Annotated in this window: 15 protein-coding genes; 8 read left to right on the top strand and 7 right to left on the bottom strand. The window is 44.9% G+C overall.

Features of this window, described 5'->3' with window-relative positions:
• Window positions 1-70 precede the first annotated feature (70 nt).
• Window positions 71-649, top strand: coding sequence for an undecaprenyl-diphosphatase (locus tag BTA31_RS19905; protein WP_076793626.1), 579 nt, complete (start codon window positions 71-73; stop codon window positions 647-649).
• A 42-nt stretch (window positions 650-691) separates the two neighbouring features.
• Here the strand turns inward: BTA31_RS19905 and BTA31_RS19900 are convergent, their stop codons facing one another.
• Window positions 692-1,621 carry a manganese-dependent inorganic pyrophosphatase gene (locus BTA31_RS19900; protein WP_076793625.1) on the bottom strand — a complete coding sequence of 310 codons (930 nt, stop codon included), beginning with the start codon at window positions 1,619-1,621 and terminating at the stop codon, window positions 692-694.
• Window positions 1,622-1,755: 134 nt separating this feature from the next.
• Window positions 1,756-2,577 (bottom strand): manganese catalase, encoded by an 822-nt coding sequence (locus BTA31_RS19895; RefSeq protein WP_076793624.1) that lies wholly within the window; start codon window positions 2,575-2,577, stop codon window positions 1,756-1,758.
• A 120-nt stretch (window positions 2,578-2,697) separates the two neighbouring features.
• On the opposite strand from BTA31_RS19895, the gene BTA31_RS19890 reads away from it, so the two are divergent.
• The 3 genes from BTA31_RS19890 to BTA31_RS19880 all read left to right on the top strand — a co-directional run bounded on the left by BTA31_RS19890 (window position 2,698) and on the right by BTA31_RS19880 (window position 5,114).
• Window positions 2,698-3,423, top strand: a complete 726-nt coding sequence (locus BTA31_RS19890; protein WP_076793623.1) for a YqjF family protein — start codon at window positions 2,698-2,700, stop codon at window positions 3,421-3,423.
• A 149-nt stretch (window positions 3,424-3,572) separates the two neighbouring features.
• A complete protein-coding gene (locus tag BTA31_RS19885; RefSeq protein WP_043925105.1) occupies window positions 3,573-4,088 on the top strand; it encodes a TetR/AcrR family transcriptional regulator in 516 nt (171 codons plus the stop codon).
• 78 nt (window positions 4,089-4,166) lie between these two features.
• The gene (locus tag BTA31_RS19880) at window positions 4,167-5,114 is read left to right on the top strand and encodes an SDR family NAD(P)-dependent oxidoreductase (protein ID WP_076793622.1); all 948 of its coding nucleotides are present in this window, start codon (window positions 4,167-4,169) and stop codon (window positions 5,112-5,114) included.
• A gap of 101 nt (window positions 5,115-5,215) precedes the next feature.
• Here BTA31_RS19880 and BTA31_RS19875 read toward each other — a convergent pair whose 3' ends face one another.
• Both BTA31_RS19875 and BTA31_RS19870 read right to left on the bottom strand, forming a co-directional pair.
• Window positions 5,216-5,623, bottom strand: a complete 408-nt coding sequence (locus tag BTA31_RS19875) for a CBS domain-containing protein (protein WP_043925107.1) — start codon at window positions 5,621-5,623, stop codon at window positions 5,216-5,218.
• Between the two features lie 66 nt (window positions 5,624-5,689).
• Entirely contained in the window at window positions 5,690-6,643 is a 954-nt protein-coding gene (locus BTA31_RS19870; protein WP_076793621.1) for a magnesium transporter CorA family protein, read from the bottom strand.
• A 161-nt stretch (window positions 6,644-6,804) separates the two neighbouring features.
• Between BTA31_RS19870 and BTA31_RS19865 the strand changes: the two genes are divergently transcribed.
• The 3 genes from BTA31_RS19865 (at window position 6,805) to BTA31_RS19855 (ending at window position 9,844) form a co-directional block, all read left to right on the top strand.
• On the top strand, window positions 6,805-8,103 hold the full coding sequence (locus BTA31_RS19865; RefSeq protein WP_076793620.1) for a hemolysin family protein: 1,299 nt from the start codon (window positions 6,805-6,807) through the stop codon (window positions 8,101-8,103).
• 160 nt (window positions 8,104-8,263) lie between these two features.
• Window positions 8,264-9,475 (top strand): ammonium transporter, encoded by a 1,212-nt coding sequence (locus BTA31_RS19860; protein ID WP_076793619.1) that lies wholly within the window; start codon window positions 8,264-8,266, stop codon window positions 9,473-9,475.
• An 18-nt stretch (window positions 9,476-9,493) separates the two neighbouring features.
• Window positions 9,494-9,844 (top strand): P-II family nitrogen regulator, encoded by a 351-nt coding sequence (locus BTA31_RS19855; protein WP_003185936.1) that lies wholly within the window; start codon window positions 9,494-9,496, stop codon window positions 9,842-9,844.
• A 49-nt stretch (window positions 9,845-9,893) separates the two neighbouring features.
• Here BTA31_RS19855 and BTA31_RS19850 read toward each other — a convergent pair whose 3' ends face one another.
• The 3 genes from BTA31_RS19850 to BTA31_RS19840 all read right to left on the bottom strand — a co-directional run bounded on the left by BTA31_RS19850 (window position 9,894) and on the right by BTA31_RS19840 (window position 12,094).
• Window positions 9,894-10,466: an ATP-dependent Clp protease proteolytic subunit gene (locus BTA31_RS19850; RefSeq protein ID WP_043925111.1), complete on the bottom strand. Its 573-nt coding sequence runs from the start codon at window positions 10,464-10,466 to the stop codon at window positions 9,894-9,896.
• A gap of 13 nt (window positions 10,467-10,479) precedes the next feature.
• Window positions 10,480-11,085 (bottom strand): RNA polymerase sigma factor, encoded by a 606-nt coding sequence (locus tag BTA31_RS19845; RefSeq protein WP_076793618.1) that lies wholly within the window; start codon window positions 11,083-11,085, stop codon window positions 10,480-10,482.
• 133 nt (window positions 11,086-11,218) lie between these two features.
• Window positions 11,219-12,094, bottom strand: a complete 876-nt coding sequence (locus BTA31_RS19840) for a stage II sporulation protein SpoIIQ (RefSeq protein ID WP_043925113.1) — start codon at window positions 12,092-12,094, stop codon at window positions 11,219-11,221.
• Window positions 12,095-12,287: 193 nt separating this feature from the next.
• Between BTA31_RS19840 and BTA31_RS19835 the strand changes: the two genes are divergently transcribed.
• Window positions 12,288-12,785, top strand: a complete 498-nt coding sequence (locus BTA31_RS19835) for a GNAT family N-acetyltransferase (protein ID WP_076793669.1) — start codon at window positions 12,288-12,290, stop codon at window positions 12,783-12,785.
• Window positions 12,786-12,943: the final 158 nt, after the last annotated feature.

Below are 12,943 nucleotides of genomic sequence, written 5' to 3'. Positions count from 1 at the left end.
CTTTTGCAAAATCAAATACGTCTCCTAACTGTCTGACCAAAAACTACTACTCTATTAAAAAGGTGATTTTTTGAACTATTGGCTTTTTACACGTATTCATCAATTAGCAAACCACAACCACATCCTGGACAGCGCCATGATTTTGATCACAGAAAAAGCAATTTACATGTATGCGCTCATTTTGCTTTTGATCTGGATATTCGGGAACCGTTCTTATAAAATAAGCGTTCTTCAGGCCGGTGTAACAGGTATTCTCGGATTGGCGGCAAATTATTTGCTGTCATTGGTTTACTATGAGCCGAGGCCATTTGTCACTCACCATGTGGACGTATTAATTCACCATGCTGCCGACGCCTCATTTCCCAGCGATCATACAACCGGGGCGTTAGCCATTTCGATCGCTTTTTGGCTTTATCATCGAAAAATTGGAAGCTGCCTGATTGCTTTCGGGTTATTGACGGGCTTTTCCCGTATTTGGGTCGGACACCACTACCCTGTTGACGTATTGGGCAGTATTTTGGTCGCTTTATTCGTATCACTTGTTATGTTTAGATTCTCAACGTATGTGCAGCCGCTTTTTGAACGGATCATTTCACTCTATGAATCAATCTTGCGGAAATTGCGGAAAGCGGTATCCAGAACGGTATAAGAAAACACCCGAATCTCATGATTCGGGTGTTTTTTTATTTCCTTAACCTTTTAAGGCTTCGGTTAACGGCGGAACAATTTGTTTTTTGCGGGATACAACGCCTTTCAGTGTCGCTGTGTTGTCTGCCAATGTAACATTGAACGCTTTTTCCACTGCTTGTGCAGCTTGTCCTGAAGCGACGACAACCGAGTCGTTTGTTAAAATGTCAGTTACGACAAACACAAATAAATCCAATCCTTTTTCAGACACCACTTTTGCAAGTTCTGCGTCAACTTCCTCTTTGCGGGAGAGAACGTCGTTTGTATCGACAGTGTTAACCTGCGCGATCTCCACTTTATGGCTTCCCATCGTAAACTCTTTTGCGTCCAGAGAAAGAAGCTGAGGAATCGTTTTTGCGCTCAAATCAGCTCCGGCTTTCAGCATATCGAGTCCATAGCTGTCAGCATCAACGCCGGCAATCGCAGCCAATTCTTTTGCAGCTTTGACATCTTCATCTGTGCAAGTCGGAGATTTGAATAAGAGGGAATCTGAAATGATCGCCGACAGCATCAGTCCTGCGATATCTTTTTTAATTTCGACGCCGTTTTCTTTATAGAGCTTGTTTAAGATCGTTGCCGTGCAGCCTACAGGCTCTGCACGGTAATACAGAGGGTCGCTCGTTTCAAAATTGGCGATCCGGTGGTGGTCGATAACTTCAAGCACGCGAACCTGATCCAGGTCATCGACGCTCTGCTGGCGCTCATTATGGTCAACCAGAATCACGCTGTCTGTTTCATTCGCGACAGTGTTCACAAGGCGAGGCACTTCTGCATTGAATTTCTCAAGCGCGTATTCGGTTTCACCGTTGATTTCGCCGAGGCGGACGGGCTCTGCGTCAATGCCGAGCTCCTTTTTTAATTCGGCATATGCAATCGCTGAACAAATCGTATCCGTATCCGGATTTTTGTGGCCAAAAATAAGTACTTTACTCATGATCTAACTCCTTACTGTTGTTTTTATAGTAAGCTTACCTGACAATAAAAAAATCTGCAAATCTGTCACTTATTTTAATATTTACGGAGTGTTTTGTCATTTTAAAAAATAAAAAAAGAGCCGTTCGGCTCTTTTTATTCTCCATAGTCAGGTGTATTGTGGCTTCGTTTTGGAGCGGGCTTTAAGACCGGTTTTTCTCCATATGCGACAGGGCCGCTCTCATAGTGAAATTCCGCTCCGTCCGGCGCCTTTCCTTTCAGCCAATCAAACTGTGCACTTTCTTCTCCATCCGAAAAATTGTATAAAGTGTGCGAAACTTCTTCTTTTTCATATTCCGCCGGAACCGTACCGGGCACGATGACGCCTTCTTTTTCTTCCAATTCTTTGATCGCGGCGATCCACTGGTTTTGGTGCATCGTATCTCTTGCCAAAAGAAAACCGAGCATATCTTGTACGCCTTTGTCATCCGTCATTTCGTACAGCCGTGCGACTTGCAGTCTGCCTTGTGATTCAGCGTTGACATTTGCGCGAAGATCGGCCAAAAGGTTGCCGCTCGCTACGATATAGCCTGCATTCCACGGAACACCGGTGCTGTTTTCAGGCATGGCTCCCAGTCCCGAAACGATCGCATGATGAGGGTTCATTCCGCCCATAATGGCGCCGATGACAGGATCATCTGCTGCTTTTTCCTGCTCGTAAACCGGAACATCCTCAAGCAGCCGCGCGATCATCGTCGCAATCATTTCGACGTGTCCGATTTCCTCTGCCGCCGTATCCATCAGCAAATCTTTATACTTTTCATTTCCCCGCGTATTCCACCCTTGAAAAAGGTATTGCATCGCCACAGATATTTCTCCGTACTGGCCGCCGAGTATCTCCTGCATTTTCTTTGCGAAGACAGGGTCGGGTCTTTCAGGTTTGGCAGGGTACTGCAGCACTTTCGTATGCTTGAACAAATCAGATCACTCCTCCGTTTTTTGTATCCTCGTTTTTGATTTAGCCGAAAAGGGAAATCATAAAACCGTACAACAGGTTCGGGATGCGCTTCAAAATTTGAACCAAAGGAGAGCTGTTCTATGATAAAAAATACTTCTCACCGCCCTTTTCCACTGCCTGAGGGACCGTGGATGATGACTCAAACATGGAATCATGTATTATTTGCCCATTGGGCTGTTGATCCTGAAGTCATTCGCGGACAAGTACCGGCGGCCTTGGAATTGGAGACATTCAACGGAAAAACGTGGATCGGCATCTTGCCTTTTCTGCTGACAAATATGCGTCCCCGTTTTTTGCCGCCCTTTCCTTTCATGAGCAGATTTCCCGAGCTGAATGTCCGGACATATGTATCATATAAAGGCATACCGGGCATTTATTTTTTCAGTCTTGACGCCGCTTCGCACTTAGCCGTCGCCGGCGCGCGCTCAATGTTCCACTTGCCTTATTTTCAAGCCGGGATAAACTTTGTAAAAGAAGAAAACCATATTGAATTTTCCAGCAGAAGGGATGATTCGAAAGCGGCCTTCCGCGCGAGCTACCGCCCGCTGTCAGATCCCTTTACCGCGCAAAAAGGGTCAATCGAATACTGGCTGACTGAAAGATACCGCCTGTATACCACGCACAACAACCGGGTCTACTATGAAGATATTCATCATTCTCCATGGGTGCTGCAGCGGGCCGAAGCCGAAATCCGAGAAAACACCGTGCCCGGAGCAAGCGGTCTCATATTGCCTGAAACCGCTCCGCTTCTCCATTACGCCAAACGGCAGCACGTTTTATTTTGGCCTCTGAAGCGGGACCGGTGATGGAATCCGCGTATTATTCTGATTGATTGGAAAACGGCTGCGCCATATGATGCATTTTTTTAAAATGACGTGCTTGAATCCTAAAAAGAAATCTGTTACGATCTTAGTAAGTAATCAATCAATAACAAAATGAAAGGAGGCGGCATATCATGAGACAGAGTAAGGAAAATCGAAAGGAGCAAATACTTGAAGCTGGATTAGAGGTGTTTGCAGAAAAGGGATATTATAATACGACGACAGCATTCATTGCTGAAAAAGCCGGTATTTCTCAGCCCTATATATTTAGGTTTTTCAAGACGAAGGAAGAGTTGTTCGTTGCCGCGCTCGATCGGGCCTTTGAAAGGATCCTCCAAACGTTTCAAAATGTCGAATCCAGCCCCGAACAAATCGTAGCAAACATGGTCAAAGCATATGAAGAGTTGTCTGTATCACACCCTAATGAAATAGCCTTGCAGGTCATCGGACTATCAGTTACGGAGGAATCGATAAGAAATTGTTCAAAAACGGGCTTATCTCGTATTAGAAGCTATACGCTGGAAAGGTTCCAGGAAGCGAATGTTCCGAATGCAGAGAGGGAAGTAACGACTTTCTTGGCGAGAGGGATACTTTGCAACATTTCCTATTTCTTAGATTTGCCGGAGATCATGCACGGCCAAACAGAATAAAATAACCGATTCGTTTCGGTTTTTTATTTAAGGATTAGTTATTGATTAATAAATAACAAACTTAAGGGGGAATTTTCAATGGAAAAAGCAATTGTTTTAGGCGCAACAGGTGGAACTGGTCAAGCCATTGTTTCAGAATTGCTGTCAAGAAATATTCAGGTTACCGCTTTCGGCCGTTCTGAAAATAAACTAAAGAAGCTCATAAATGAGCATCATTCTACACCGCTATTAACTTATCAGCTTGGCGATGTCTTTGATGAAAAGACCATCATTGAAGCAGCAAAAGATGCAGATGTGATATTTCAATGCGCCAATGTTCAATATCATGAAATGGCAGATAAACTCCTGCTTCTCGGTGAAAGTGTAATGAAGGCTGCAAATATTTTAGGCAAGAAAATCGTGATTGTGGATGGAATATATGTTTACGGCCGTCAAGTTGCCAAAGGAGATGAAAATCATCCGAAACTCCCCCATACCAAAAAAGGAAGGATAAGAGTAGATTTTGAAAACTTAATATTCGATAAGAAATGGAAAAATGCCAAACCATTAATCGTCAGACTGCCGGACTATTATGGAAAAACTTCGCAAAATTCTTATTTACAACCTACATTAACCGGAATGGCTGCAAATAAAATAGCTGTTTTTATCGGCAATCTAAAAACCCCCCGGGAGTACGTATATTTGCCTGATGCCGCAAAAATGATTGTGAAAATCGCAAGTAAAGACGATTCTTACGGTGAAAACTGGAACATCCCCGGCGCCGGTCTGATTTCAGGTAAAGAAATCATAAAAATCGCACGCCAAATTACCGGCAATAACAAATTCGTCATGCCATTAAATAAACATGCCATTCGGATAAGCGGATTATTTGATCCAGTAATGAAAGAAGTAGTAGAAATCATGTACCTAACAGAAGAAGCATTCATTCTAAACGGAGAAAAATACGAAAAGAGAATAGGAAAAATTCCCGCGACACCTTATCAAGAAGGACTGAAAGAAACATTGACATTCTTAATGAAAACTTAACGTGAAGTTAAGTTATTGATTAATCACTAATAAATTTTAGCCGGAGCTTTGATATTGCACCATAAAAAAGGAAGAGCTGAAATGCTCTTCCTTCACCCTGTTTAAGCCGGTTTTGAAATTTCGCTTAAAGCTTCTCCCGCTTTCTCATCCGCATGTGAGACGGAGAGATCCCCCAAAGCAACGATTCCGACGAGACGGCCATCTTCAACTATCGGCAGCCTGCGAATTTGGTGTTCCGCCATCAGATCGCCGGCCTCTTCAGCCGACATGTCCGGGCGTCCGGTCACCATCTGTGTGCTCATGATGTCCTGAGCAGCTGCATCTGTTTCATTTTCGGCTACACATCTGATGACAATATCCCGGTCTGAAACGATCCCCGTCAATTTTCCGTTCTCGCAAACCGGAATTGAACCTACATTGTAATCACGCATCTTACCGGCAATTTCCGCAATCGGAGCAGAACGCTCGCAGCATTCGGCATTGGTTGTCATGATGTCCTTTAGTTTCATTCGGAATTCCTCCTTTATGATGGGGTTATTATGTGCTTTTCCGAAATACTCCGGGCTTAAACCTATTTAAAAGAGCCCTTTCCTTTTGATATATCGTTTTTTATCCTTCAATAAATCGCCGGTCCAGCCTTTCTTTCTCAAATACCAATACACAAGGACGGTCGAACCGGCGATTAAAATAAGCGAAAATAAATAGCCGTACTTTAATGAGAGTTCAGGCATGACTTCGAAGTTCATTCCCCACAGGGCGCCGAAAGCCGTCATCGGCGTAAAGATCGTCGTAAAAATCGTCAGCGCTTTAAAGATTTCATTGCCTCTGTGGGATGTCACTACTTCCTCAGAATGAAGCAAATAATTGATTTCATTCGCGTACTCTTTGATCAATGACATGCCTCTGTCGATTTCGTAAAACGTCCTGCGCTGTTCAATTTCATCAAACGATTTGGTTAAAAAAGTTTCTTTAAGGCCCATTGCTACCTTTTTCATCGATAAAATTAAACCTCTTATGACGAGCAGTTCGTGACGCCGCTTATGAATCAGTTCAATGATGCTTTTATTGTTGTCATGGTGAAATCCCCATCTTACTTTTCCGAGGTAAACTTCAAAGTGCTCAAGTTCCTTCAAATACATTCTCATCAGTTCGCCCAGCAAGATCAGGAATACTTCAGGGGCATCTTTGCATCGCTTCAAGTGTTGATTGATCGGCCTCCTGTTTGCCTCCTCAAATTGCGAGATATCTAAGTTCATTGTGAAAAAATAGTTTTTCGTTAAGTAAAAATGAAATGCTGTCCGGTTTTGTTGAACTTCCGCTTCCTGGTCGTAAATATATGAACCGTAGATTGCTTCCTTGCCTTGAACGGCAGCATTAATATCAAGGCAATTAATGTTGGCCGAAGGAACGCCTTGAAACCAGTTTCGGCATTCCGGCCAATGATCAGGCTGAATCAGCCCTTGTGCTGTCGTTTTTTCGTGAGGGCCAAGCTGATACCATGTCCAGCCCTCTCCCTGAAAAACTCTCATATTTCGTCTCCTCCTCTTCCGTCCCATTCGTTTTATATTTCTTTGCCCGCCCTCCGCGTAAATAAACATGATGTTTGCCGCGCTGCGGCACGTGGTATGAAGCCAGTATGAGTTTTTCATAGAAAAGGAGGTGGCGCCTTCTTTTTTGAGAAGGCGGGGCATTGGAGTTATTGAAGCTGATTGCATTGGCAGGATTAATCGCATTAACGGGTTTTTTCGTCGCGGTCGAATTCGCCATCGTAAAAGTAAGACGGACAAAGATCGATCAATTGATCATTCAGAAAAAAAAGGGCGCGCTTGCCGCAAAAGAAGTAACCTCACACCTTGACGAATACTTGTCAGCCTGCCAGCTTGGAATCACCGTGACGGCATTGGGCTTGGGATGGCTTGGTGAACCGACGATGCAGACCTTACTGCATCCTCTTTTTTCCAAAATCGGATTAAACGAGCCGATTACACATATTCTTTCATTTTTGGCTGCTTTTTTATCGGTCACTTATCTCAATGTTGTTGTCGGAGAGCTGGCGCCAAAAACGATCGCCATTCAAAAAGCGGAAACCGTTACTCTGCTTTTTGCACAGCCGATGATCTGGTTTTATAGAATCATGTTCCCTTTTATATGGCTGCTCAATCATTCAGCCCGCATGATCACAAGTCTGTTCGGCCTGAAGCCGACCGGTGAACACGAATTGGCATATTCGGAGGAAGAGCTGCGAACGCTTTTATCTGAAAGCTATCAAAGCGGGGAGATTAACCAAAATGAATTGAGATATGTAAACAATATTTTTAAATTCGACGAACGTACGGCAAAAGAAATTATGGTGCCCCGCAATGAAATGACCGTCTTATCTCTTGACGACAGTGTAAAAAAAGTGAAGCAGCTCATCAAAGAAACGAAGCACACCCGCTTCCCCGTCATGGAGGAAGACAAGGATCACATCACCGGAATGATCAATATAAAAGAACTGCTGCTGGCGGAGCTTGCAGGCGGATTTTCTTTAGAAACAAAACCGTTAAAGCCATATATCCATCCGGTTATCCATGTGATTGAAACGATTCCCGTCTACCAGCTGTTCGTCAAAATGCAAAAAGAGCATACACATATGGCGATTCTCGTAGATGAGTATGGCGGAACATCCGGCCTTGTGACGGTTGAGGATATCGTCGAGGAAATCGTCGGCGACATTCGCGATGAATTCGATACTGAAGAAGTATCTGCTGTTCAGAAACTCGAAGATGACCATTACATCCTCAACGGTAAAGTACTGGTCAGCGATGTAAACGACCTGCTCGGGATTCATTTATCAGATGAGGAGATTGATACAATCGGCGGCTGGATGCTGACACAAAATATTGAAAGCAAGCCCGGAACGGCGATCGAAAGTGAAGGGTACCGTTTTAAAGTAAAAGAAATGGACGGACATCGAATCGTTGCAGTTGAGGTTGAAAAAACCGCTTAATCCCCCTTCCGTCGGATATTTCAGCCTCTCCCTGTCCGCTTTTCTTCCCAAAAACCATGTAAGGAAATCTGACATGTTCATCATGATATCTCCCTTTTGTCACTATAATGAAAGAAAAAGAGATCTGCTCTCAATCTAAATGACTACGGAGGAATGAAACATGCAGATGGGGGACACAGTATTTATGTTCTTTTGCGCTTTGCTCGTGTGGCTGATGACGCCGGGCATCGCTTTATTTTACGGAGGTCTGGTAAGGAGCAAAAATGTGCTCAGCACCGTTATGCACAGTTTATCTTCAATTGCCATCGTTTCTATCATATGGATTTTGTTCGGCTATTCTCTCGCTTTCGCTCCCGGAAACCCATTGATCGGGGGGTTGGATTGGATCGGACTGCACGGTGTCGGTTTTGAACCCAATGCCGATTATTCGGAGACGATCCCGCATACGCTTTATATGATGTTCCAATTGACATTTGCTGTGCTGACAACTGCGATTATTTCCGGAAGCTTTGCGGAACGCATGCGCTTTCCGGCTTTTATTCTTTTCTCGGTGCTCTGGGCGGTTTTCGTTTATTCGCCAGTCGCCCACTGGGTATGGGGCGGAGGCTGGCTTGACGAGCTGGGAGCGATTGATTTTGCCGGCGGAAACGTCGTTCACATTTCTTCCGGGGTAGCCGGCCTGGTCGTTGCGATTGTTCTCGGCAAGCGAAAAAATATCAGCGACACCGCCCCTCACAATCTCCTTCTGACCCTGCTCGGGGCGACTTTGATCTGGTTCGGATGGTTCGGTTTCAATGTCGGAAGCGCACTGACGATCGATGAAGTCGCCATGACCGCTTTTATCAATACGAATACGGCTGCGGCCGCGGGTCTGATCGGCTGGATTTTGGCAGAGTGGCTGATCAATAAAAAGCCGACGATGCTCGGCGCCGTCTCGGGAGCGATTGCGGGGCTCGTCGCGATTACGCCGGGTGCAGGCTTTGTCACGCCTTTCTCATCTGTATGGATCGGGCTCATCGGAGGAATCGTCTGTTTCTGGGGCGTGTTTTCGCTCAAGAAAAAGTTCGGGTACGATGATGCGCTTGATGCCTTCGGACTTCACGGGCTCGGCGGAACATGGGGCGGAATCGCGACAGGTTTGTTCGCGACGACATCAGTCAACGCAGACGGTGCCAACGGGTTTTTTTACGGAGACATCAGTCTCCTTTGGAAACAGCTGATTGCAATTGCTGCAACATATTTGTTTGTCGCAATCGTCACATACGCTATTATTAAGATAGTCAGTATCTTCTTTAAACTCCGTGCCTCAGAGGATGAAGAATCATTGGGCCTCGATCTGACGCTGCACGGCGAAAAAGCGTATCAAGATTAATTTGTCAGGAGTGATGGTATGAGCGGTCAAATGTATAAAGTGGAAATTGTAACTCGTCCTACAAACTTTGAAAAGCTGAAAACAGAGCTGGCCAAAATCGGCGTAACGTCCATTACGTTTTACAATGTACACGGATGCGGCCTGCAAAAAGGGCATACTGAGCTTTACCGCGGAGTCAAACGCGAAAGCAATGTGTATGAAAGGTTAAAAGTCGAAATCGTCGTCAGCAAAGTGCCTGTTGAAAAGGTGGCCGAGACAGCGCAAAACGTCCTGAAAACCGGGGAACCCGGAGACGGCAAGATCTTCATATACGAAATTAAAAACACCATCAACATCCGCACAGGCGAGGAAGGTCCTGACGCTTTATAAAAAAAGATCGAAGCTCCCGGCTGAAGTTAAGCCGGGAGCTTTTTTAATGTTATAAAACGGCATCAATAATCCCGTATGCCTTCGCTTCGTCCGCATCCATAAAGTAATCGCGTTCCATGTCGGCTTTTAGTTTTTCAATGGGCTGGCCCGTTCGTTCGTGAAAGAAGCGCTCGATTTTCTCCTTCAGTTTGATGATCCGCTTCGCTGAAATCTCCATGTCTGTCGCCTGTCCTTTGACGCCGCCGAGCGGCTGATGGATCATGATTTCGCTGTTTTTGAGCGCATAACGTTTGCCCTTTGCTCCGCCGGCGAGGAGAATCGCTCCCATGGAAGCTGCCATTCCGACGCAGATCGTGCGGACATCCGGCTTCACATAATCCATCGTATCCAAAATCGCATATCCCGCGGAAGTTGATCCGCCCGGGCTGTTGATATAGATCGAAATGTCTTTTTCATTGTCCTCGGCTGACAAAAACAGCAATTGGGCGGTGACCCGATTGGCGAGGTCATCGTTGAATTCAGAGCCGATCATAATGATTCGGTCTTTTAAAAGTCTGGAAAAAATATCGTACGATCTTTCACCCGCAGCCGTTTTCTCAATGACGTAAGGAATGGTGTTCATAGCCTTTTTCCTCCTAGGCAGCACACCTCATCATGCTGATGCCAGACGGCTGTGAAGCGCCGAAAAGCCATGTCTGTTTGGCAAATTCAAGCAGATCATCGGGGTTGTGATACAATATCGCCCGAACAAGCAGGCCAATGTGTTCGTCATCCCCGTCCGCTGCTTCCCTTTGCAGATCATCCGGTGAAAGCCTTTTTAATCGCTGACGCGATCTGAATAAAAGCGACTTGACGGATGATTCGGGCTTACCGAGCGTCTCGGCGATTTCGTGCAGCTGAAAGGAAAACACATCTTTGAGCAGAAAAATCGTTAATTGCTTCGGTGTTAAAATACCGGAAAGCTGTTTCAGCAGGTGCTCGAAGTCATCGGCCGCCTTCATGCGCTCTGCCCGCCCGTCTACCTGATTGTCTTCAGACAGAAAGCTTTCGCGCTTCCTTTTTCTGAGCAGGTCAATCCATTTATGCTTTGCCACCGTCTTTTGATAAGCATGTGAGGCGTCTGTTCGATTGATTTCTAATAACTTCAGGATTGTATCCTGAACTAAATCCTCGGCATCCCATTTATCGCCTGTCATTCTCATGCAATACTTCATCAGCGCTTGCTGTTCTAGCTCATTCATGAATGCATTCACACTCCTTAAAAGAGGCCTCTTACTTAATAAACGGCTGACTCCGCCGAATTGATACGGGTTTTTTATGATTGTAACAAAAAAGGCGCCTATCGTATTTGATAGGCGCTCGGGGAAGCGTGCCTTATGACTGGCTTGAATCGTCAGACTGGGTTCCGTCTTGATTTTCTGACCCTTCAGACGAATCTTCCCGTTTGGTTTTGTCATCTTTTCCATCTGTTTGATCTTTCGCTTTGTCTTCTGTTTTTGACTTTTCTTCAACAGAAGGCTGAGCAGGTTCTTTCATTTCAGACGCTTGTTCCTCCACTGCTTTTTCAATGCTGGAGACCGGCTTGTCCATGAAGTTCAGCGGGTTTAGTGCAACACCGTCTTTGCGGATTTCAAAATGCACATGGTTTCCGCCTTCTTCATTGTAAAGATTTTTGCCTGCTTTTCCGATGACTTGATTTTGTTCAATCTTGTCACCTTGTTTGACGCTTACTTCAGAAAGAGACTGATACACAGTTGATAAACCATTTTCATGTTCAACTTCAACAACGTAGCCCAGTACAGGGTCTTTTGCAGCTTTGATGACCGTACCGCTGAGAGATGCGGAAACATCGAATGTTTTTCCGTCTTTCTCAGCCAAGTCGATACCTTTGCTCATGCTGTACGTGTTATTATAGTTTACAAGTGCTGCTTCTTTCTCTTCTTTAGTTGCGTCAGTTTCAAAAAACTTTTTAACGACGGAAACATTTTCAGAATCAGCAACCGGCATTGCGACATTTTCGACTGGTTTGCCTACTTCTACCGCATCATCCCGGTTATCATAGGCTGATTTCTTGCCATCGTCTGCAAGCTGGTCTTTTACATCGTTGTTAGAAGCCGATTGATACCAAAGTACGGCGGTTAATACAACGACGGCACTTGTCAAATAGATGGCCGGAAATACCCAGCGTTTACGAAAAAACTGTTGCAGCTTTGTGATTTTGGAAGTACGATTCTTTTCTTCCTCTTTCATAACTCATCACCTCAGCAACATTCTGAACACTTTTCAGAAAATATATACATTTACAAAAAACTTTTTTTCAAATTAGTCTGCACCGGCTGCTTCGTTTTTATGTAAAAACCGCCCTAAAACCTGAAAATTGACCGGTATGCATGATAACGGAAAAAACGCCGAAGATATAACATATGAAGAAAGGATAGAGAGAATGAAATTACGGATCGCCAACCGGGAAGACCTTCCCGCAGTAGTCGATATTTACAACTCCACCATTGCATCGCGAATGGTTACGGCAGATACAGAACCCGTCACACCTGAAGAAAGGCTGAGCTGGTTTTTGAGCCATACCGAGGAAAGGCCTCTTTATATTGTAGAAAATGAAAAACGGGATATCATCGGCTGGATCAGCTTCGAATCATTTTACGGAAGACCCGCCTACGCCAAAACCGCCGAAGTCAGCATTTACCTTCATAAAGACCACCGCGGCAAAGGGGCGGGTTCTGCGGTGCTTGAAAAAGCGCTTGAAGCTGCTCCAAAGCTTGGAATCCGTTCTTTAATGGCGTTTATTTTCGCTCACAATGAACCGAGCATGAAGCTTTTCAAAAAATACGGCTTCACCGAATGGGGACACTTTCCCGGAATCGCCGAGATGGACGGAATCCGGTACGACTTAAAAATATTAGGAAAAGAATTGAATGAAGCCTGATCATCATGACAAAAAAAGAGCTGTCATGCAGCTCTTTTCAGCTTGTCGACAAAGCCACAAAAAGTGGCTTGATCGACAAGCTTTTTTTGTTAAAATGTGAGTGAAATCTAGTTTTTGGAGGTTTTTCCATGTTGTCTAGGCACTCTAAAGATCAGCGC

The sequence above is a fragment of the Bacillus haynesii genome (assembly GCF_001969855.1).
GTDB classification, from domain to species: domain Bacteria; phylum Bacillota; class Bacilli; order Bacillales; family Bacillaceae; genus Bacillus; species Bacillus haynesii.
Note: the sequence above shows the minus strand (reverse complement) of the source record. Positions and strands in the feature narration are given on the sequence as shown.